Below are 20,605 nucleotides of genomic sequence, written 5' to 3'. Positions count from 1 at the left end.
TCAACTTATCGTTTTAACTTATAGTTTTGACGATAGGAAAAGGTTCATCACCTAAAATGCCGTTAACTTACATAGTTAGCGGCATTTTTTTGTTTATTCATTTGTTTTGATATCTCCCATTACCCATTACAAACTAGCAACTAGTACTAGTTGTTAAATAACCCTTAGCTATTTTTGACCAATCTTATTAGTGAAAATAACTGCTCAGAGTAGAGAATAATTCTTGTTGGTTAATAGATCATTTATTCATTAGAAATTTTGCACAGACTGCAACCTATTGCATGCAATTTTATATCTTAAATTAATTCCCTTATTCTGATTAATGTTAAATAATATTCCCTATTTTCTCTAACAACCAAAAGCCTACTTCAAGCTTAAAGTTAACAAATGCTAGGCGCTAATGGGTTCAATCAAGACTTTATGTCCAATTTATAAAAAGATACGAAGATATTCTCCTCACGATTTACCCTATTTAAGGAAACTCAAACCTCTTACTTTCGATGTAAAATAGCGTTGTAACATCCGTTAAAAACTAGTTATGTGAGACAAACAACTTTATACAATTGCAAAAATAGGATTGACGCAGTTAATCGTAGCAAAGGCCATCATGTATATCTTGCTTTGAACTACGAACGAGTTAGCTACTGGAGGATGTATCTTGAATGCAGAGAAATACAACCTCCTCCACTTCATTTGATCAACGCTGTTTAATTGCTTTTGTAAAAAGCTATGAATCAAGCCATTAAACAAAACTTAAAACAAAAAAGGCCGATTAATCATCGATTAATCGGCCTTATAAAACTTACTTATCATTTTAATCTAAGTACGTTTTCAACTAACACATAAATTATTTATTACGCGGTTCCGTTCTCATTCCCATTATTAAGCTAACACACATAATTAACAAAATAATAGTGAATGGTAATGCGGTGGAAATTGCTCCAGCTTGTAGTGCCTGAATCGCTTCTGTACCACCAACCCAGAGTAATGCAGCCGCAATCGCACCTTCAATTAGCGCCCAGAAAACACGCTGTGGAACAGGTGCATCAACTTTACCACCGGCAGTGATACTATCGATCACTAAAGAACCAGAGTCTGAAGAGGTAATGAAGAATACCAACACTAACACAACAGCCAATAATGAAAGCATGCTACCAAATGGTAATTGGTCAAACATTTGGAACATCGCTAATGGTACTTCAGTTAAACCGTTAGTACCTAGTTCACCAACATTATTAATCACTTGATCGATAGCTACACCACCAAATACTGACATCCAAAGAATAGTCACAGTAGTTGGAATGATAAGTACAGCCATTAAGAACTCACGGACAGTACGACCACGAGAAATACGAGCAATAAACATACCTACAAATGGTGACCATGAAATCCACCATGCCCAATAGAAAACAGTCCAACCGTGCATCCAAGCTTCGTCTTCACGACCCATAGGATTACTCAGTGGAATAATGTTTTCTATGTAGCCCATTACAGTAGTAGGAATAGTCCCCATTGAAACTGCAAGTGTCACTAGCGCGACAAACAGTACTAAAACAATAGCTAATAGCATATTGATATTACTGATGACTTTAACACCGCCATCGATACCACGTACAACTGAAACCACCGCTAACAGAGTCACCACTACAATGATAATAATCTGTGTGGTTAAACCAGAGTCAATACCAAATACATGATGGAATCCACTTGCAGCTTGTTGTGCACCTAAACCTAATGACGTTGCTAGACCAAATAAGGTAGCGATAACAGCCAAAATATCAACAATATGACCAGCAATACCCCAAGTACGATCACCTAAGATAGGGTAAAAAATAGATCGCATTGAAAGTGGTAAACCTTTGTTATAAGCAAAAAATGCTAATGACAATGCAACCACACCATAGATAGCCCATGGGTGAAGACCCCAATGGAACATGGTAGCGCCTAACGCCAGTTTTGCAGCTTCCGGTGTATTTGGTGTTACATTTAATGGTGTTTCATACCAACCAGTGAAATACGCGACAGGTTCCGCAACGCCCCAGAACATCAATCCAATACCCATACCTGCGGCAAAGAGCATTGAAATCCATGACATGGTTGTATAATCACTTTTAGCATCATCTCCACCTAGACGGATTTTACCGTAGGGTGAAACAATTAAAACCAAACAGAAAATAACAAATATATTTGCTGACCACATAAATAGGCCATCAAATGCGCCGATAATTTGCCATTTTATTCCATCTAATGCAGCTTTAGAAACTTCTGGGTCAACTAACATAATCGCAATTAAAAACAGGGCGATTAAACCTGCACTAAATCCAAAAACGGGATTATGAACATCAAATCCCCATTTTTGAACGTTATCCTGACCTACAGTGTAATCGGTGTTATCGATACTGTATTTATCTTTATTTAAACTCATTATTCCTCATTTAGAGCAAACCGCTCTTAATTATTAATCCATATTACCGAATAAATGATAACAAACGTGTTTCGGCGAAACATAGTAACAAAATGAATGTTACATTTCAGTGGAACCGCCTCAATTAAATCATATTTATCTAAAATCAAGCTAAAAACAACCATTATTCAGGAACTAAATAACTAAGCTGTTGCCCGTATACCGCTATTTAGAGGAATTTAAAAACCAAAAAATATTTACAAATATTTATTTTTTTATTTTATTTCTCTTAGCAATAGTCCTTATTGTGCGTTTGAAAATTATGTTTAGGTTCAATCTGCACACTTATCATTATGCTTGGTCTGCATTGAAAGCGAGTTTGCTAACAATCCCCCTTCTTTTGTTATCCCTGATTAGATTTTTGATTATCATTATAAAAACAACCAAGCTTCGATTCACTACAGCCTCACTTAGATTCAAATAATGAATGCATAACTTATTGTTATAATTATCTAATCAATTTTATTCAAAATGAAATTTGAAACGCTTAATAATGGGTAATTGATAGATAATTATTGGCTTTTTTATTACAATGATTTTTTTACTTTTTTCAAATGGAATGTCAATGTCACTTCGTATTGCAATAAATGGTTATGGGCGTATTGGACGTAGTGTTGTACGTGCATTATTTGAGGGAAATCATCAAACACAAATCGATATTGTCGCGATCAATGAGTTGGCGACACCGGAAGCGATTTGTCATTTAACGCAATATGACTCAACCCATGGACGCTTTCCTTTTGAAGTTTCACAAAGCCATGATTTACTGATTATTGAACACCACCCTATTCAGTTGCTCGCATTTAAAGAGATCAATGAGCTACCTTGGAAAGCGCTTGATATTGATATTGTGATTGATTGTACTGGGTTATATGGTACAAAAGCAGACGCTGATGCACATATATTAGCAGGCGCAAAAAAGGTCATTTTCTCTCATCCTGCCGACCAAGATGTTGATGCCACTGTGGTATATGGTGTTAACCACCAACAATTAACGGGTGATGAGCAGTATATATCTGGCGCATCCTGCACCACTAACTGTATTGTGCCTGTCATTGCTAGCTTAGACAGTGCATTTACGATTAAGTGTGGCACCATCACCACTATCCACTCTGCGATGAACGACCAACCAGTGATCGACTCTTACCACCATGATTTGCGCAGAACACGAGCCGCCAGCCAGTCTATTATTCCAGTGGATACCAAATTAGCAGCGGGTATTGAACGTATTTTACCTAAGTTTGCCAATAAGTTTGAAGCCATTGCTGTCCGTGTTCCAACCATTAATGTCACCGCAATGGATCTGAGTATCACGGTTGATAGTAAAGTCTCAATTGCGGACATTAATGCCTGCTTGAAACAAATAGCAGAAACAGAATTAAAAGGTATTTTAGGTTATACGGAAGCGCCTTTAGTGTCTGTCGATTTTAATCATGATCCTCGTTCTTGCATTATTGATGGAACGCAGACAAGAGTGAGTGATGGACATTTAGTTAAACTATTGGTGTGGTGTGATAATGAATGGGGATTTGCAAATCGTTTATTGGATACTTGCCTACACTTTAAAAAATTAGCTGAATAGTCATAGTTAGCATCTGAACACGGTACATAAAACGTATTTAGATGCTAAACCATTTTAATACGCATACCATCTTCGACATAATATAGCTTATTAACTATTATTCAATTTACCCTTATTTAATAAACTGCTCTTCAATAATCTACTCTTTAATAAACTAGGCTTCAATGAATTCTATGCTACATTCATAAGATCCCATTTCAAAAATTCTACAAACCCAGGGTCTATTTTCATAGATAGTACACAGCTTTGTTTCTCGATCAACACAAATACACCAACCGTCTTCTAAACGTTTCATGGTTTCCCCTCCCCATTGGTCGCGCTTAATAAACCGTTCAGGTACACCCGTATCTGTAATCAACATTACCTCTAGCTGACAACAAGCGGCTTTACATTTAGAGCAGGTTAAATCAGGGCTATTTACTTCTTTTATTGGGATCGGGTTAGTCATTTTTTCACAATTAGTTAACATCAAAACGCTAAGCCTATAGGGCTCTGTACGTAAAAGATAGTTTGATGTTTATTTTTTACCTTAAGCGCTCTGATTTTAACTTAAACAGTCTGATTTTATATTAAGCAACGACTTTTTTAGTTGAAAGGTCCTCGGTATTCAAGGCTAGTCCTGTTTTTACAAAGCTTGAGAAGTGCGCTAAGGTTTTTTCTGCCAATGACGGTAACTGTTCAAACTCAATATTATCCATTAAATTTTTAACTTCTAAGCCCAGCTCGGTATCACCTTCAATGCTTAAACGGCGTTGAAAAAATAAAGTATCAGGATCTTCTTTTCGGCCCGCAACTAAAATTAAGTCATTCACCGTTGCGCTAAAAGAGACATCCGTTTGTGGTGCATTTTGCTTGATAATAATATGGTTATTTTCAAAGCTTAAGTACCAACTCAGATTTAAGTCGCTAATGGTCACTTTTAACCATTTATGTTGTAAAAATTCAAGGTCCCCATCTTCAATAGCTTCTTTAAACACACAACTAACAATGCTACTTAAACACTTTTGCTGAACTGAAAAAGGTAAAAAACGACTCGGTAATGCTAACAAAGACGGCGTTTTAACAACCAACTGTTGCTGTATTTTATTGCGTAATGGAGTGAACATGGATTTCCTTATTAAATGCAGGCTTTTTCTAGGAATCTAAATAGACTAAAAAAATGATAAAAGGCAAACAACCGTAAATTCTGCTGATTATAAACCCGCCTTTAAAAGAACTACTTAGCTTAAATCAATTTAACAGTTATCAATTGGACGATTATTTGTAAGTGATTAACTCAGAACAGAATAAAACAACTCAAGATAACTAAATGAATCGTGTTTGCCTGCCCTATATCAATAAAACTCTCATCACTTTTTTTACAATAAGCCCATTGAAAATTCATAAAGGAAATAACATGGAGCTTTTATGTCCAGCAGGTAGTTTGCCCGCATTAAAAACCGCTATCGATTGTGGTGCAGATGCCGTCTATGTGGGATTAAAAGATGATACCAACGCTCGTCATTTTGCTGGTTTAAATTTTAACGACAAAAAGTTGGCTAAAGGGGCACAGTATGTTCGTGACCATAACAAACATTTACATGTTGCTATTAATACTTTTGCCCACCCGGGTGAACAAAAACGATGGTTTAATGCCGTCGACAAATGTGTTGATTTAGGCGCAAATGCCGCAATTATTGCTGATATTGCAACTTTGGATTATGCCGCTAATAAATACCCAGAATTAGAGTTACATTTATCGGTACAAGCATCAGCCACTAATACCGCTGCCATCGATTTTTATCAAAAAAACTTTAATATCAAACGCGTTGTTCTACCAAGAGTGCTATCTATTCATCAAGTAAAACAGTTATCACGTAATACCGATGTTGATTTAGAAGTGTTTGCCTTTGGTAGTTTATGCATTATGGCGGAAGGCCGTTGCTATTTATCCTCTTACTTTACCGGTGAATCACCTAATACGGTGGGCGCATGCTCTCCTGCAAAGTATGTTCGCTGGCAAGAAACAGATAATGGATTAGAGTCTCGTTTAAATAATATTCTGATTGATCGCTACCAAAGCAACGAAAAAGCCGGTTATCCAACCTTATGTAAAGGTAAATTTACCGTAGATGATCAGCTTTACCACGCACTAGAGGAACCCACCAGTCTTAATACTTTATCGATGATCCCTGAATTAATGGAAACCGCTATTACCTCGGTCAAAATTGAAGGCCGTCAACGCAGCCCTGCTTATGTTGAACAAATTACGCGTGTTTGGCGAGCCGCAATTGATAGCTATCAACAAGCTCCGCAACAATACCAAGTTAAAAAAGATTGGGATGCAGTATTAGCGAATGTTTCAGAGGGCAGCCAAACTACTTTAGGTGCCTACCATCGTGACTGGCAATAGTGTGCTAACGGTTTAAAACAGGGAAATTTATGAAATTATCATTAGGGCCTTTATTATATTACTGGCCAAAACAAACCACTGAAGACTTTTATCAACAAGCACTAAGCAGTGATGCTGATATTATTTATTTGGGTGAAACTGTGTGTAGTAAACGTCGTGAGTTAAAAGCACGTGACTGGATATACCTAGCTAAAGCCTTAAATAATCAGGGTAAAGAAATTGTATTATCAAGTATGGCGCTTTTAGAGGCACCTTCTGAAGTAAAAGTATTAAAGCAACTTTGTGAAAATGGCGAACTTTCGGTTGAAGCAAACGATATTGGAGCGATTCAATTATTATCTGAAAAGAAAGTCCCCTTTGTTTGTGGCCCAGCGATTAATTGTTATAACGCACATGTGCTTAAATTATTTGTTAACCAAGGAATGCAACGCTGGGTAATGCCAGTAGAGCTTTCGCGTGATTGGTTACAAAAAGCATTGATTGATGCACAAGCAATGGGGATCCGCGAACATTTTGAAGTGGAAGTCTTTGCCCATGGTCATTTACCACTCGCTTATTCCGCGCGTTGTTTTACCGCTCGTTCAGAAAATAAAGCTAAAGATGATTGCGAGTTATGTTGTATTAAATACCCGCAAGGTCGTATTACAAGCACTCAAGAAGGACAACAAGTCTTTGTTTTAAATGGGATACAAACACAATCAGGTTATTGCTATAACTTGTTAAATGATGTTGAAAGCATGCGAGGATTGGTTGATGTTGTACGCGTTAGTCCAAGCTCGTTAGATAGCTTAGCGACTTTACAGCAGTTTAAGCAGCAGATCCTAGGCGACTCACAAACAATTAAACACGATAACTTACAATGTAATGGATATTGGCATCAAATAGCTGGCCTTTCTTTACAGCAATAAGTATTCAACCAGTGCCCTTATATTAGCCGTTATATCAGCCGCCGCATTGCTGTGGAGGCTCTATGATGGCGTACCTAATTAATAATACTCATGGTTTTTACATGCGCAAAAACGTTACTGCCGATAGCCAGATTAAGCTTGTTAAATGAGCGTAAGGTTATATAAGCATAGATAAACTGTGAGTTAATTTTTAATGTTAATATCACTGCTTTTTGTTGATCCTGAGAGAAATCAATCACCTGTGCAGTGAGACAATTTAATAAAGAACTTCCTTCAATCGGTTTAAGTGCGATGATCACATCTCGGCTATTAATTTTCACCTGTATTTGCTTTGTTAATGGAGCTTGGTCTGCTGATATGTATAAAGTTTGCCCATCTAAGCAGCCTTTTATTAACCCTTCGACTGGATCAAATTGTTTAACTAATACGTTTAAAATCAAACCTTGCTGAGCAAACTTAATCAATGATAATTCACTGTCTAAAAACAGTTGTTGCGGCTCACCGATTGCTTCTATTTCACCATTATTAACCAATATCATTTGTTTACTCAGATAAAAAAGTTCATGTTCAGAGTGAGTAATGTACAAAATGGGAATATGTTCACTGATCTGTTTAATAAAGGGTAATAACAACTGTTTGCTACTGGCATCTAATGACGAAAGAGGTTCATCCATCACTAACAATTGTGGATTCGTTAATAAAGCACGCGCAATAGCGATGCGTTGCTTTTGCCCTCCGGAAAGTTGTGTAGTTTGGTGATTTAACAACTCCGTAAATCCTAAGTTCTGAGCCAGTTTTTGAATAGTAAAGGCGCTGTTTTCAGATTTATTAACCGCCAGTTGTAGATTTTGTTGCACGTTTAAATGCGGAAATAATCTAGGCTCTTGAAAGACCACGCCAATGTTTCTTTTCTCTGTCGCCACCCGCAATGGTTTATGAACAGTACTTTTAGATTTCGCCTTATTGCTTTCGGGTTGGTTCAACCACTGTTGTTGTTGAAAACTGATCTGCCCGGTGCATTCTTCTAAACCAATTAAACAACGTAATAAGGTTGTCTTACCCGCACCAGAATCACCAAAAATAGCACATACACCGGATAAGTTTAATTCACCTTTAAAGTGCAACGTTCTAGTTTTATGATTTGAAGTACTGTTAATTTTGAAGTTTTTTTGAATATCGAACTTAAGCATTTAATACCCGTTGCTGACGCTTTTGCAAGAAACCATAAATGACCACCAGCAGTGACATTGAAAATACTAATAAAATAAATGAAAGTTGATGCGCAGAGCTATATTGTAAAGATTCCACATGGTCAAATAACAAGATAGATAAGACCTGCGTTTCCCCTGGAATGTTCCCACCAATCATCAAAACCACGCCAAATTCGCCAATGGTATGTGCAAATCCCAATGCACCAGAAATAATAAAACTAGGCAATAACATAGGAAAAATTATTTTATATAACCGTTCATACTTTCCATAACCAAGGGTGGAACTGACTTCTAAATATGTTTTATCAAGGTGGACAAAAGCACTCTGTAATGGCTGAACTACAAAGGGTAATGAATAGATCACTGAAGCAATGACTAAACCTGTAAAAGAAAAAGCCAATGAGGTTTCACTAAAACCCAACCACCACTGCCCTAAAAAGTGCTCCGGTGAAAAGGCGATTAACAGGTAAAAACCAAGAACAGTTGGCGGCAATACTAATGGCAATGCCACCAGCGACTCAATTAAAGGACGTAATTTAGCTTGACTGCGCGCTAACCACCAAGCTAAAGGCGGTGCCATTATCATCAACAAAAAAGTAGTTAATCCTGCTAACTTTAAAGTCAGCCAAATTGCTTGATAGTCACCTGGGCTAAGCATTAATTATAACCTTGCTGTGCAATTTGCTTTTGTATCGTGGAGGACAGTAAAAATTGCTTAAATAATTCAGCTTGCTGGTTTTTTTGATCATTTGTGATCACACCATATTGTGTAATAGGTTGGTGCCATTGCAGAGGAATCAACACATAATGTGCTTGCTGTTTTTGAATCACTGCAGCGTAAGAGACTAAGCCCGCGGCAACACTTTTAGAGTCCACAAACTGGAAAGCTTGATTGATATTATTACCCATAACGTAGGGTTGCGATTGCCATTTTTCAGTAAACGTTAATGCTTGTTGGGCTGCAATGCCATAGGGTGCAAATTTAGGGTTAGCAATAGCAAGCCTATCTTGATAAGTTATAAAATCATCTAACGTAGGTTGATGATTAAGTGCTGGTTGCCAAAACACTAAGCGTCCTTGAGCATAGATGAAACCAAGGTGCTGTGCCGTTTTATTCGCATCAATCAATAATTTCACATGCTTTTGGTCCGCCGATAAAAACAGGTCAAAGGGAGCGCCACGTAAGATTTGTTGGTAAAGTGTCGCGGTGGAAGCACTAGAGATATGAACCTCAATGGCAAACTGCTTAGTGAACTGTCGAGCAATGTCTAACGCGGCTACTTTAAAATTACTGGCAACGGCAATATTTAAGGGTTCAAGATTAAGCGCTTTAATATTTTCAGGCGTATTTTGATTATTCACAGAGGTAACCGGCTTTACTTCTTTTACTGCGACTGTTGCTGCTATCACATTAGCAGCCATTAATGAGCTAACAAGCAATATAGCAAAATATAGAAAACGCTTATTTAATCTTTTCAACATTGATTTTCACCTTGGTATTACGTATGCGGTCTTATCTGTTTTTTACCTTAATATGCCACTTGCTACCTTGAATATACTTTCAACCGCATTAGCTTAAGTTTTAAAGACAGCTTCACTAACTAGCGATTAACTTTGCCACTTCGTCAGTGCATGTTGATCGTGTTCTCTTGCATCTACCCATTTAGTTTCACCGTTTGCCATGGTTTCTTTTTTCCAAAATGGTGCCTGTGTTTTCAAATAATCCATAATGAATTCACAAGCTGCAAACGCATCACCACGATGTTGGCTTGCAATGCCTACAAACACGATTTGGTCAGAAATAGCCAATTGACCAACACGGTGGATAACGCTAAAGTCAATGATATTCCAACGTTGCTGTGCTTGTTCGACAATATCCTGTAAACATTTTTCTGTCATACCAGGATAATGTTCTAATGCGAGATCACTGACTTGTTGACCTTCGTTAATATCTCGAACCAATCCGGTAAATGTTACGATAGCACCTATTTTAGTGGTGCTTTTTAAGCGATCGTACTCAACCTGTTGGTTGAAATCTAACTCCTGAACACTAATCATTTAACCTCCTGTAACGGGAGGAAAATAAGCTACTTCGTCACCGTCTTTTAGTGCAACATCATTAGCGACCATCGCTTGATTAACTGCTTTTAAACAAGGTTGGGAAGTTAAAATCGGCGCCCATTCAGCTTTATGGTTTAACAAATAAGCAAATAGTTGCTTAGTATCTTCAGCATTTTCTGCATCAACTTGTAATTCTCTAACACCCAGCTGTTCACTTAACTTGGCAAAAAATAGTACTTTAATCATCCTAGCTCCCTATTCCGCAGCTTTAAAGTGGCCTGACTTACCACCTGTTTTCTCTAATAGTTTTACTGCAGAAATAACCATATCTTTTTGAATCGCTTTACACATGTCGTAAATGGTTAATGCAGCAACTGAAGCAGCTGTTAGAGCTTCCATTTCAACACCGGTTTTGCCAGATAATTTACATAAACTTTCAATACGTACTCGATTCATATCTGTTTCTGCTGTGATATTTACTTCCACTTTTGTTAATGCCAATGGGTGGCAAAGTGGTATTAAATCTGAGGTTTTTTTGGCAGCCATAATACCTGCAATACGTGCAGTCGCAAATACATCACCTTTATGGTGTTGACCATTAACAATTAAAGCAAGTGTTTCCGGTGACATATCCACATAAGCTTCGGCAATTGCCTGACGAACGGTTACTTCTTTAGCAGTAACATCGACCATGTTCGCTTTACCATCTTGGTTAATGTGCGTAAAAGTTGCAGACATTATTCAGCTCCTAAATGCGGCATAAAGTTACATGGTTTATGCTGTGCATTGATTTGCTCAACAATAATTTTTGTCCATGCCGTTTTACATGCCCCTGTTGAACCAGGCATACAAAAAATAACGGTATTATTAGCAAACCCAGCTAATGCACGACTTTGAATCGTAGAAGAACCAATTTCTTGGTAAGACACTGCACGAAATAACTCACCAAAACCTTCCACCTGTTTATCAAACAATACAGATACAGCTTCAGGCGTTGTATCGCGAGCAGTAAACCCAGTGCCACCGGTGATCATGATCACTTCGGTCTTTTCATCTGCTATCCATTGAGATACAACAGCACGAATTTTATAAGGGTCATCAATCACTATTTTTTTATCTGTAAGTTGGTGCCCTGCTGCTTTTAAAGCCTCAACTAAGTAACCGCCTGAAGTATCTGTAGATTCGTTACGAGTATCTGAAACGGTCAATACTGCGATGTTAGCAGGCGTAAATTCTTTGCTTGATAGATGGCTCATGTTAATCCTTATAATTTTTAAATGGTTGCTTTGTTCTGGTTAAATAAGAGTAGCATTTGAAATACTAGCTATCACACTCATTAAGTGACTTATTTTTATCAGAAAATAACTGCTTTAATGTTTCTATGCCGGTTTTTCTGAATACAGGTTTTCTGTAACAGCTACTTTAAAACATGGGTGACACTGTACTTGATTTTTTGTTGTATCAAATTGAGTTATATCAGTGCCTAAGTATTTTTTAAAATTGTGTAGAGACTATTTAAATTTGACCGTCTGCATTTTGTTATAGGTTACTAAGCACCGCTGCCATTGCTCCGGCGTATTGGTATTTTCAAATCTAAATAGATCAACTTGCTGTTGACTTATCCCCTCTATATTTAACGTTTCAATTAAACGATATAAAGAACGCTGCTTTTTATGAACAGAGTTAAGCGCGTCGTTTAAATAGGTTATTAATGTATCATTCAGCGATAATAACATTGGAAACGTCGTTTCTTTGTAATATACGCCTTGTTTACCTGTAATGGATTGATTTGTAAATTGCTTTATAAAATGTTGCAGCAATTTTTTACAATCTTCTGCAGCTAATAACGGCATATCCACTGGCATAATAAACAGCGCATCGTATTTTTTGCTTTGTTTTGTATTGCAATGTTCTACAGTAGACCATTCTGGAGTTGAATGTTCTGCGACATTATATTCAGGGACTTTATGCTCGGATGTACTATGTTTTGGGACATAATTTTTTGGGGCGTAATGTTTTGGGGCGTAATATTCTGGAGCAGAATACGCTGAATTATCAATTGACGGGCAAGCCTGTTTTAGTCCACTTAGTTGTGTCGCACAAGCCGCTATACCTGCAATGGGGCCCAACTCTGATTGTGTATCTGGGATACAATTAAACCCTTGATAATCACCACTAACGTAACAATCGTCAAATCCAGCAGCATGTAATAAATTAACTGCACGCGATAACAGTGTATGATCTTCAATTGTGAGCTTTGCTTTGTCTTGGCCCATTCTAGATGATTGTCCACCCGCTAATACGATACCCGCTATGTTCACATTTTTTCCTAATGGTGTTGTGTTTATAAAATTAATTTAGTCTAGTAACTGTTATTTTAGTAACTATTATTTTAGTAACTATTACCCTAGTAACTATTCCCTAGTAACCATTATGCGTATGCGGTTCTAGACAATAAAAAAAGGAGCTCAAAGCTCCTTTTTTTATATTAGTATAACCTCTAACTTACCAGCCTTCTATGCCTTTCATGTCAGGTAATTGATGCGCAATACCTTTGTGACAATCAACACAGGTTTTGTCTCCTGAAGCAAGTGCCGTTGAATGTTGGCTCACGCTACGTTTACCTTGTTCACTGAAATCCATATATTCAAATTGATGACAGTTACGACATTCCTGTGAGTTATTTTCCTTCATCCTTTGCCACTCACGATTAGCTAAATGCGCACGCCGAGCTTTAAATTTTTCATCCGTATCAATGGTACCCATTGCAAATGCAACCAACTCTTTAGATGCCTGTACTTTACGTACAATTTTATCTGTCCAATTATGGGGCACATGACAATCCGAACAAATAGCACGTACACCAGAGCGATTTGAATAATGGATAGTTTCACGGATTTCTTTAACAATTGGTGCATGACAACCAGAACAAAAAGCTTCGGTATTAGTTGCTTCCATGCCGGTATTAAAACCACCCCAAAAGATGATCCCACCTAAAAAGCCAATCACTAGAATAAATCCAAATGAGGCAGTTGAAGGTGACTTCATGATCACCCATAAACGCTTTAATAGTTTAAGCATAATTTGTGCTCCCGCTTAGCGTAATGAATCTACCGGTGTGAATGTATTATCAACCAGAGGCTTAGCATCTGCTTGTGTCACATGACACTGTAAACAAAAGTAACGGCGAGGTGAAACATCAGACAATGTTGTACCTTCACGAGTAATAAAGTGAGTTACACTGACTTTAGTCGCTCCCATCGCACCTGCATTTTTAAAACTATGACAAGACAAACATTTGTTAGCATTTAAATTCACTTGATAACCACGGATAGAATGTGGAATCAATGGTGGTTGCTGAACATAGTTACGATCCATAAGGTGCTGTTCTCTTGGCACTTTTTTAAGTGCTTCAGATTGATTAACATCTGATATTTCAACTAAGCCACGTAGAGATGGCACACCACCACTATTTGACATAACAACATCATCGGCACTGTAAGCACTAGGTGCAGATAATGCGATCACTGATGCAGTAAAAATCGCTGTGATAAATTTTTTCATTGCTTTTCTCCATCTTGTTATATTTTTATAACAAAGAGTCCATTTAATAGAGTACATGTGTTGCTTACGCTACTTGCATTATCAAAGTAGCGTTATTTTATTAGCGTTGCTTAATTACGCTTTTTTAGTAACTTTTACAGCACATTTTTTGTAATCAGTTTGTTTTGATAACGGATCAGTTGCATCAAGAGTTAACTTATTAGTTAACTGTTTAGCATCAAACCAAGGCATAAATACCAAACCTTTAGGCGGACGATTACGTCCACGCGTTTCAACACGAGAAGTTAATTCACCACGTCTTGAAGCCATTACAATTTCGTCTCCACGACGTAAACCACGTTGCTGGGCATCATCCGGGTGCATAAATACCACCGCATCAGGGAAAGCTTTATAAAGTTCCGGTACACGCCTTGTCATCGAACCTGAATGCCAATGCTCTAGTACACGACCAGTACTTAACCATAAGTCATATTCTTCGTCAGGCGACTCTGCAGCAGGCTCATAAGGTAGAGCAAAAATAATCGCTTTTTTATCTGCATGTCCATAAAATTGGTAACCAGTACCCTTTTCAACATAAGGATCTGAACCTTCACGGAAACGCCATTGTGTTTCTTTTCCATCTACTACCGGCCAGCGTAAACCGCGTACTTCATGATATCTATCATAAGGTGCTAAATCATGTCCGTGACCACGACCAAAGCTTGCGTATTCTTCAAATAGGCCTTTTTGCACATAAAAACCAAAATGACGAGCTTCATCATTTAATTGATCATCTTTCACTTCATCCAAACCAAATGCATCGACTTGTCCATTACGATAAAGTACGTCGTACATGGTTTTACCTTTCACTTCTGGCATTTTTGCAATCAAGTCTGCATCCCATACGTCTTCAATTTTAAAACGTTTAGCAAACTCCATCATTTGCCATAGGTCAGACTTTGCACCCTCAGGAGCTTTAACCTGTTGATGCCAAACTTGAGTACGACGTTCCGCATTACCATAAGCACCCTCTTTTTCTACCCACATCGCTGTTGGTAAAATTAAGTCACCTAATTGTGCAGTTACGGTTGGATAAGGGTCAGATACCACGATAAAGTTATCTGGGTTACGGTAACCTGGGATCACTTCTTCGTTTATATTCGCTGCCGCTTGTACGTTGTTATTACACATCACCCAATAAGCATTTAATTTACCGTCTTTGAGCATACGGTTTTGTAAAGCGGCATGGTAACCCGGCTTCGCTTCAATAGTTCCTTCAGGTAACTTCCAGATTCTTTCTGCAGTAGCACGATGTTTAGGGTTTTTAACCACTAAATCAGCCGGTAAACGATGCGAGAAAGTACCTACTTCACGAGCAGTACCACAAGCAGAAGGCTGGCCAGTTAAAGAGAACGGACCAGAACCTGGTTGAGAAATTTTACCCGTTAATAAATGGACGTTGTACATCAAGTTATTTGCCCATACACCACGTGTATGTTGATTGAAGCCCATCGTCCAGTAAGAAGTTACTTTAATTTTTGGATCGGCATAAATTTTAGCAAGTTTTATCAGTTTATCAGCAGGTACACCTGACATTTTTTCTGCATATTCGACATCAAATTCAGAAACGTACTCAGCAAACTCTTCAAAGCTCATTGGCGTTGAAGCGCCCGAGTCTGGATTTTTAGCCGCCTGCTGTAGAGGATGCTCTGGACGAAGTCCATAACCGATATCGGTTGTTCCTTTACGGAAGTTAGTATGTTTAGTAACAAAGTCTTTATTCACCGCATCATTTTGAATAATGTAGTTTGCAATAAAGTTAAGTATTGCGAGGTCAGTTTGTGGCGTGAAGATCATGCCATTATCTGCTAACTCAAACGAACGATGTGTATAAGTAGATAAAACATGTACGCTAACATCTGGATTACTTAAACGACGATCAGCTAATCGAGACCATAGGATCGGGTGCATTTCTGCCATATTCGATCCCCATAATACAAATGCATCTGCATTTTCTAAGTCATCATAACAACCCATTGGCTCATCGATACCGAAAGTACGCATAAAACCACCTACCGCAGAAGCCATACAATGACGAGCGTTAGGATCAAGGTTATTCGTTCTAAACCCTGCTTTCATTAATTTACTAGCCGCATAACCTTCCATTACAGTCCACTGACCAGAACCAAACATGCCTACTGCAGTAGGACCTGTTTTTTTCAAAGCATCTTTGAATTTAACCGCCATAATATCAAAGGCAACGTCCCAAGAAACAGGTTCAAATTCACCATTTTTATCATAAATACCATTGGTCATACGTAGTAATGGTGTTGTTAAACGATCTTTACCGTACATGATTTTAGAAAGGAAATAACCTTTCACACAGTTAAGGCCTTTATTAACAGGAGACTCAGGATCGCCCTGTGTTGCTACCACTTTGCCTTCCTGTGTACCGACTAAAACACTACAGCCAGTTCCACAAAAGCGACATGGTGCTTTTTCCCATTTAATTTTAGTCGCATCTTTACTCGCTATAATATTACTAGCTGATACGGGTAATGCTATGCCTGCAACTGCAGCAGCTGAGGCTGCCGCTTGTGCTTTCATAAACTCACGTCTGGTAAATTTCATTGTATTTCCTCGCTGTTATTTTGCGTAGATTTTTCAAACTCGTGGTAAACAAGACTAGTGTGTACTACACCGTCAATGTCGTTAATTTGGTCAATGCATTCCATTATTTGGCGTTGATTAGCCGCTTCAATAATGACAATCGCCTTTCCATGCTCTGTCACTGTTACTAATTCCGCTCTAGACATCGTCTTGATGCTGTTAGTTAGGTCTAGTATTTGTTCAGATTTAACATGTACGATTAAACTCGACACATGTAATTCTTCTTCTTTCATTTATCTTCCTTAATACTAATGGCGCTAGTTGGACAGGGAGAAAAACAGGCGCCACAGCCATTACATAATGTTAAATCGATTTCTGGTATAGCATTGATACCAATTTTAAAACTCAAGGCTTGTTCGGGACAACTTTCACCACAACTGCGACAATAAACGTTTTGGTTAGCTAGACAGCTTTCTGCGATAATTGCTTTTTTATGCCAAGGTGTTTCTGTTGTCGCTACAAAAATATCTTCTTCGCAGCTTTTCGCGCATTCTCCACAAAAGGTGCATTCCCCTAATGAAAAATCCACCACTGGAAAACCTGCATCACCCTGAACAATGATTTTTTCAGGACAACTGCTAATACAGCTTTTGCATTGGGTGCAGTTATTAACAAATTGTTGACTGTCTTCAATCCATGGCATCAAGTTGTTGATCACCAAATCCGATTGTCGACGAAATAAATTGCGTTTATGTAAATCAATGTCGGGCATACTGAAACTAATTGTTAAATTAATGTGAATTAAATATGGATGTAACTGTAGCAGAAGCATTTAAAAAAAAGGGAGTAGTTGAAGTGCAGTTGACATAGATCAAGAGATTTGTGCAGGTTTGAGACATTCCCCGCAAATAGCGGAGAATATTTAGACAACTCAATAACTAACCGCCTATTGATGCTAAATGCGGTGTTCCTCCTGACAGTCCTAAATCAAGAAAATGTGATGACTTTTTCTCTTTCAAAGCAGCAACAATTGTTGCTTTTAATTGCTCTTTATCAGTTTTATTTTGTAACAAATGACGCAGTTCAACCCCCTCTTCGCCAAATAAACATAAATGTAATCGGCCCACAGAAGAGACACGTAAGCGATTACAATTATCACAAAAATCTTTACTGTAGGGCATGATCAACCCTATCTCCCCGAGATGTTCGGGGTGGGTAAATACTTCTGCAGGACCATCATTTGCGTGACGCGTTTTTTGTACCCATTGTTGCTTTAATAGCGTTTCTTTTATGCTTTGACCTGATAGATGATAACGATTAAAAAACTCGGTATTATCTTCTGTTTTCATCAATTCAATAAAGCGCAGTTGAATCGGTTGATGTTTGATCCAATTAATAAAGGTTGTCAGATCCGTATCATTTAAGCCTTTCATCAATACACTATTCACTTTAACTTGCTTAAAGCCAGCCTTTGCGCAGGCTTCTACGCCTTCCATAACTTTATGAAAGATATTTTTACCGGTAATAAGATTAAAGGTATTGGCATCTAAACTATCGACACTGACATTGATCGCACTTAACCCTGCCTCATACCATTCAACGGCATGTTTACTTAAATTAAAACCATTGGTGGTGGTTGCGACTTTTTTAATGCCATCGGTGTTAGCCACCAGCTTAATAATATTCGCATAGTCTTTACGTAAACTTGGCTCTCCACCGGTAATTCTTACTTTGGTAGTACCTAGTTCAGCAAAGGCATTGATTAAGTTTTTAATTTCACTTTCTGATAAAAATTGTTTTTGATGGGTTCGTTGGTATCCATCGGGTAAACAATAATTACATTTGAAATTACATTCATCGGTGATCGACAACCGTAAATATTCAAATTTACGCTGGTATTTATCTATTAATTGCATGGTCAGTTCCTTTCCAAACACGGGAGGCAAACTCATTTCTAAGTTTACCCTTCTTATCCATTAACGGGATAAGCGGCTTGCCTCGCATATTTACTAAAAGTTATGATAAACTTAGCGATTCAAGCTCGGAGCTATAAAAATTAGATGACATCATCCTCCATATCAAGGAGACTCTATCAACTCGTTACCTATTATTCTTAACTATGTATGAAGATTAATCTACTATTTCATTCACTTTCTATCACAAGAGTGATTTCAACATTCTCCGTACTGCTACTTATCATAGCAGGAACACATACGCTTATCTTTATTACTACCTCCCATAGTCAAGATAACAACAATGAAGCGATCAATAATTTAGTCACGCTCAAGCATAAAGCCATACATTTCCTTTATGAAGACCAAGCAGACCGAGACCAAATCCATTCTTCTCTTAATGGATTTTCGCCATTGTTAGCTAATAAGCTATTAGAAAATAAATATTTAGATGTCAGTGACATCCATTTATCAAATATCAACCTACGCGCTGAACTACTGACTTTACAGCAGCAATTATATCAACTTTCAGATCAAGAATTAAAAACTCAGTTATCTCACGTTGTAGAACACGCTCAACTTACCATTCAACAATATCAGCAATTATTAAAAAAAGAATCATCACTTATTTTAGTTTCTGAAGTGGTCGTTTTCTTACTTATTGCCTCAAGCGCCTTATTTCTTCTTATTTACTGTCGACGTTATATCGTTGCGCCTATCAATCAACTTGAAACCAATGTTAATTCTATTTCAAATCATCACTTTAACGTTAATTTTTCTGATAATGATAACGAAATTGGTGCTCTTTCAACCGGCCTACAAAGTATGTCTGCAGAACTCGAATCCTTGATTAATGCGATGCAGAAAAAAGTATTTGATAAAAAGACAGAACTAGAAAAAGCTAACGAAACGATTCAATTCTTGTTCACTATTTCGCAGCAACTTAGTACCGTTAAACTAACCCACTCGATAATTCGTGATGCCTTAAATGCACTCGCTAAACAAACCAATTTAACTAAGTTATGTTTGGAGTTAGAGAATGGAATTGAAATTGACAGTGACATTGGATGTGCAACAAAAACGGGCAATAATAAACGTATCCCTATCAATATTAACGGGAGTCCGTATGGTTATTTAAATTATATTCAAGGGGCTAACGACAGTGAAGATAACTCCGTGATTAATAGTTTCAGTAGTTTACTTGCTCGTGCCCTGTACCAAGAAGAATACAGTTTGCAGGAACAAAAACTATTATTAGTTGAAGAGCGTGGCGTTATTGCACGAGAATTACATGACTCCATAGCGCAAGCTCTGTCTTTTTTGAAAATTCAATGTACTGTTTTACGCCGCCAATTAGAGGCCAGTGCCGATAAAGACAATCAAGGTGCAAAAACATCCGTTAACAATATCGAAGAAGCAGTCACAGAAGCTTATGTACAGTTGCGTTCATTACTCTCCACTTTCCGCTTAAACATCGGTGTCTCTGACTTCAAAGAAGCCGTTGTTATTATGACTTCACAACTACAAAAACAAACAACCGCCAAGATAAAGATGGGCAAATTCGATTCTAATTTTCAAACTCATGCGAATCAACACATTCATATGTTGCAAATAGTTAGGGAAGCAATGATCAATGCAATGAAACATGCTGATTGTAATAACATTTTGATCAGCTGTGTGATTGAAGAAAAGCAAGTGATTATTACCGTACGTGATGATGGCATTGGTATTGAAGATAAACCGGGTAAAAATAATCATTACGGTATTGAGATAATGAATCAACGTGCAGAAGAACTTAATGCAGTTTTACGAATAAAAAACCTAACAGTTGGTACCGAAGTCAAACTTACCTTCAAAATTTGAGTAATTATTCATAATTTTT

Annotated in this window: 21 protein-coding genes and 1 riboswitch; of the genes, 4 read left to right on the top strand and 17 right to left on the bottom strand. The window is 37.6% G+C overall.

Going from position 1 to position 20,605, the window contains the following annotated elements:
• Positions 1–847: 847 nt before the first annotated feature.
• Complete coding sequence (locus MT390_RS08140; protein WP_166370059.1) at positions 848–2,425, bottom strand: BCCT family transporter; 1,578 nt, start codon at positions 2,423–2,425, stop codon at positions 848–850.
• A gap of 604 nt (positions 2,426–3,029) precedes the next feature.
• Here MT390_RS08140 and epd point away from each other — a divergent pair.
• A complete protein-coding gene (gene epd, locus MT390_RS08135) occupies positions 3,030–4,046 on the top strand; it encodes an erythrose-4-phosphate dehydrogenase (RefSeq protein WP_166370061.1) in 1,017 nt (338 codons plus the stop codon).
• Between the two features lie 154 nt (positions 4,047–4,200).
• On the opposite strand, the gene MT390_RS08130 is transcribed toward epd, so the two are convergent.
• Positions 4,201–4,494, bottom strand: coding sequence for a YkgJ family cysteine cluster protein (locus tag MT390_RS08130; protein ID WP_166370437.1), 294 nt, complete (start codon positions 4,492–4,494; stop codon positions 4,201–4,203).
• A 121-nt stretch (positions 4,495–4,615) separates the two neighbouring features.
• A complete protein-coding gene (ubiT, locus tag MT390_RS08125) occupies positions 4,616–5,152 on the bottom strand; it encodes a ubiquinone anaerobic biosynthesis accessory factor UbiT (protein WP_499440561.1) in 537 nt (178 codons plus the stop codon).
• 290 nt (positions 5,153–5,442) lie between these two features.
• Here ubiT and ubiU point away from each other — a divergent pair, with 290 nt between their 5' ends.
• Together ubiU and MT390_RS08115 are read left to right on the top strand one after the other, a co-directional pair.
• Positions 5,443–6,438, top strand: coding sequence for a ubiquinone anaerobic biosynthesis protein UbiU (ubiU, locus tag MT390_RS08120; protein WP_499440559.1), 996 nt, complete (start codon positions 5,443–5,445; stop codon positions 6,436–6,438).
• A gap of 29 nt (positions 6,439–6,467) precedes the next feature.
• Complete coding sequence (locus tag MT390_RS08115) at positions 6,468–7,346, top strand: U32 family peptidase (protein ID WP_299668953.1); 879 nt, start codon at positions 6,468–6,470, stop codon at positions 7,344–7,346.
• A 74-nt stretch (positions 7,347–7,420) separates the two neighbouring features.
• Here the strand turns inward: MT390_RS08115 and modC are convergent, their stop codons facing one another.
• The 14 genes from modC to moaA form a co-directional block, all read right to left on the bottom strand.
• Positions 7,421–8,536 carry a molybdenum ABC transporter ATP-binding protein gene (gene modC, locus MT390_RS08110; protein WP_499440558.1) on the bottom strand — a complete coding sequence of 372 codons (1,116 nt, stop codon included), beginning with the start codon at positions 8,534–8,536 and terminating at the stop codon, positions 7,421–7,423.
• Positions 8,529–9,215, bottom strand: a complete 687-nt coding sequence (gene modB / locus MT390_RS08105) for a molybdate ABC transporter permease subunit (RefSeq protein ID WP_499440556.1) — start codon at positions 9,213–9,215, stop codon at positions 8,529–8,531. Before modB ends, modC begins: the two co-directional genes overlap by 8 nt.
• Positions 9,215–10,039, bottom strand: a complete 825-nt coding sequence (gene modA / locus MT390_RS08100; RefSeq protein WP_499440555.1) for a molybdate ABC transporter substrate-binding protein — start codon at positions 10,037–10,039, stop codon at positions 9,215–9,217. Before modA ends, modB begins: the two co-directional genes overlap by 1 nt.
• Before the next feature lie 126 nt (positions 10,040–10,165).
• A complete protein-coding gene (moaE, locus tag MT390_RS08095; RefSeq protein ID WP_499440553.1) occupies positions 10,166–10,615 on the bottom strand; it encodes a molybdopterin synthase catalytic subunit MoaE in 450 nt (149 codons plus the stop codon).
• Positions 10,616–10,864, bottom strand: a complete 249-nt coding sequence (locus MT390_RS08090) for a MoaD/ThiS family protein (RefSeq protein ID WP_499440551.1) — start codon at positions 10,862–10,864, stop codon at positions 10,616–10,618.
• A 9-nt stretch (positions 10,865–10,873) separates the two neighbouring features.
• A complete protein-coding gene (gene moaC, locus MT390_RS08085; protein WP_166370079.1) occupies positions 10,874–11,356 on the bottom strand; it encodes a cyclic pyranopterin monophosphate synthase MoaC in 483 nt (160 codons plus the stop codon).
• Positions 11,356–11,874: a molybdenum cofactor biosynthesis protein B gene (gene moaB, locus MT390_RS08080; protein WP_499440549.1), complete on the bottom strand. Its 519-nt coding sequence runs from the start codon at positions 11,872–11,874 to the stop codon at positions 11,356–11,358. Before moaB ends, moaC begins: the two co-directional genes overlap by 1 nt.
• Positions 11,875–12,129: 255 nt before the next feature.
• The gene (gene mobA / locus MT390_RS08075; RefSeq protein ID WP_499440548.1) at positions 12,130–12,939 is read right to left on the bottom strand and encodes a molybdenum cofactor guanylyltransferase; all 810 of its coding nucleotides are present in this window, start codon (positions 12,937–12,939) and stop codon (positions 12,130–12,132) included.
• Between the two features lie 184 nt (positions 12,940–13,123).
• The gene (locus tag MT390_RS08070; RefSeq protein WP_028870390.1) at positions 13,124–13,699 is read right to left on the bottom strand and encodes a NapC/NirT family cytochrome c; all 576 of its coding nucleotides are present in this window, start codon (positions 13,697–13,699) and stop codon (positions 13,124–13,126) included.
• A 15-nt stretch (positions 13,700–13,714) separates the two neighbouring features.
• Positions 13,715–14,182, bottom strand: a complete 468-nt coding sequence (locus tag MT390_RS08065) for a nitrate reductase cytochrome c-type subunit (protein WP_499440547.1) — start codon at positions 14,180–14,182, stop codon at positions 13,715–13,717.
• Positions 14,183–14,296: 114 nt separating this feature from the next.
• On the bottom strand, positions 14,297–16,792 hold the full coding sequence (gene napA / locus MT390_RS08060; protein ID WP_166370089.1) for a nitrate reductase catalytic subunit NapA: 2,496 nt from the start codon (positions 16,790–16,792) through the stop codon (positions 14,297–14,299).
• Positions 16,789–17,064 (bottom strand): chaperone NapD, encoded by a 276-nt coding sequence (locus MT390_RS08055; protein ID WP_299659815.1) that lies wholly within the window; start codon positions 17,062–17,064, stop codon positions 16,789–16,791. The genes napA and MT390_RS08055 overlap by 4 nt, the downstream gene beginning before the upstream one ends.
• Positions 17,061–17,543, bottom strand: a complete 483-nt coding sequence (gene napF / locus MT390_RS08050; RefSeq protein WP_166370093.1) for a ferredoxin-type protein NapF — start codon at positions 17,541–17,543, stop codon at positions 17,061–17,063. The genes MT390_RS08055 and napF overlap by 4 nt, the downstream gene beginning before the upstream one ends.
• Before the next feature lie 166 nt (positions 17,544–17,709).
• Positions 17,710–18,693: a GTP 3',8-cyclase MoaA gene (gene moaA / locus MT390_RS08045; protein ID WP_499440567.1), complete on the bottom strand. Its 984-nt coding sequence runs from the start codon at positions 18,691–18,693 to the stop codon at positions 17,710–17,712.
• Positions 18,678–18,830: riboswitch (molybdenum cofactor riboswitch) on the bottom strand. (Overlaps the previous gene by 16 nt.)
• 64 nt (positions 18,831–18,894) lie before the next feature.
• On the opposite strand from moaA, the gene MT390_RS08040 reads away from it, so the two are divergent.
• A complete protein-coding gene (locus MT390_RS08040; RefSeq protein WP_499440545.1) occupies positions 18,895–20,586 on the top strand; it encodes a histidine kinase in 1,692 nt (563 codons plus the stop codon).
• Positions 20,587–20,605 lie beyond the last annotated feature (19 nt).

Origin of the sequence: Vibrio sp. 2-Bac 85, from assembly GCF_037546705.1 — a bacterium.
In the GTDB taxonomy this organism is placed as follows: Bacteria; Pseudomonadota; Gammaproteobacteria; order Enterobacterales; family Psychromonadaceae; genus Psychromonas.
This window is presented reverse-complemented; position numbering and strand designations above follow the sequence as displayed.

Coding starts and splice junctions, on each gene's coding strand:
- MT390_RS08140 (WP_166370059.1), bottom strand. CDS start 2,425: ATGAGTTTAAATAAAGATAAATACAGTATCGATAACACCGATTACACT.
- epd (WP_166370061.1), top strand. CDS start 3,030: ATGTCACTTCGTATTGCAATAAATGGTTATGGGCGTATTGGACGTAGT.
- MT390_RS08130 (WP_166370437.1), bottom strand. CDS start 4,494: ATGACTAACCCGATCCCAATAAAAGAAGTAAATAGCCCTGATTTAACC.
- ubiT (WP_499440561.1), bottom strand. CDS start 5,152: ATGTTCACTCCATTACGCAATAAAATACAGCAACAGTTGGTTGTTAAA.
- ubiU (WP_499440559.1), top strand. CDS start 5,443: ATGGAGCTTTTATGTCCAGCAGGTAGTTTGCCCGCATTAAAAACCGCT.
- MT390_RS08115 (WP_299668953.1), top strand. CDS start 6,468: ATGAAATTATCATTAGGGCCTTTATTATATTACTGGCCAAAACAAACC.
- modC (WP_499440558.1), bottom strand. CDS start 8,536: ATGCTTAAGTTCGATATTCAAAAAAACTTCAAAATTAACAGTACTTCA.
- modB (WP_499440556.1), bottom strand. CDS start 9,215: ATGCTTAGCCCAGGTGACTATCAAGCAATTTGGCTGACTTTAAAGTTA.
- modA (WP_499440555.1), bottom strand. CDS start 10,039: ATGTTGAAAAGATTAAATAAGCGTTTTCTATATTTTGCTATATTGCTT.
- moaE (WP_499440553.1), bottom strand. CDS start 10,615: ATGATTAGTGTTCAGGAGTTAGATTTCAACCAACAGGTTGAGTACGAT.
- MT390_RS08090 (WP_499440551.1), bottom strand. CDS start 10,864: ATGATTAAAGTACTATTTTTTGCCAAGTTAAGTGAACAGCTGGGTGTT.
- moaC (WP_166370079.1), bottom strand. CDS start 11,356: ATGTCTGCAACTTTTACGCACATTAACCAAGATGGTAAAGCGAACATG.
- moaB (WP_499440549.1), bottom strand. CDS start 11,874: ATGAGCCATCTATCAAGCAAAGAATTTACGCCTGCTAACATCGCAGTA.
- MT390_RS08070 (WP_028870390.1), bottom strand. CDS start 13,699: ATGCTTAAACTATTAAAGCGTTTATGGGTGATCATGAAGTCACCTTCA.
- MT390_RS08065 (WP_499440547.1), bottom strand. CDS start 14,182: ATGAAAAAATTTATCACAGCGATTTTTACTGCATCAGTGATCGCATTA.
- napA (WP_166370089.1), bottom strand. CDS start 16,792: ATGAAATTTACCAGACGTGAGTTTATGAAAGCACAAGCGGCAGCCTCA.
- MT390_RS08055 (WP_299659815.1), bottom strand. CDS start 17,064: ATGAAAGAAGAAGAATTACATGTGTCGAGTTTAATCGTACATGTTAAA.
- napF (WP_166370093.1), bottom strand. CDS start 17,543: ATGCCCGACATTGATTTACATAAACGCAATTTATTTCGTCGACAATCG.
- MT390_RS08040 (WP_499440545.1), top strand. CDS start 18,895: ATGAAGATTAATCTACTATTTCATTCACTTTCTATCACAAGAGTGATT.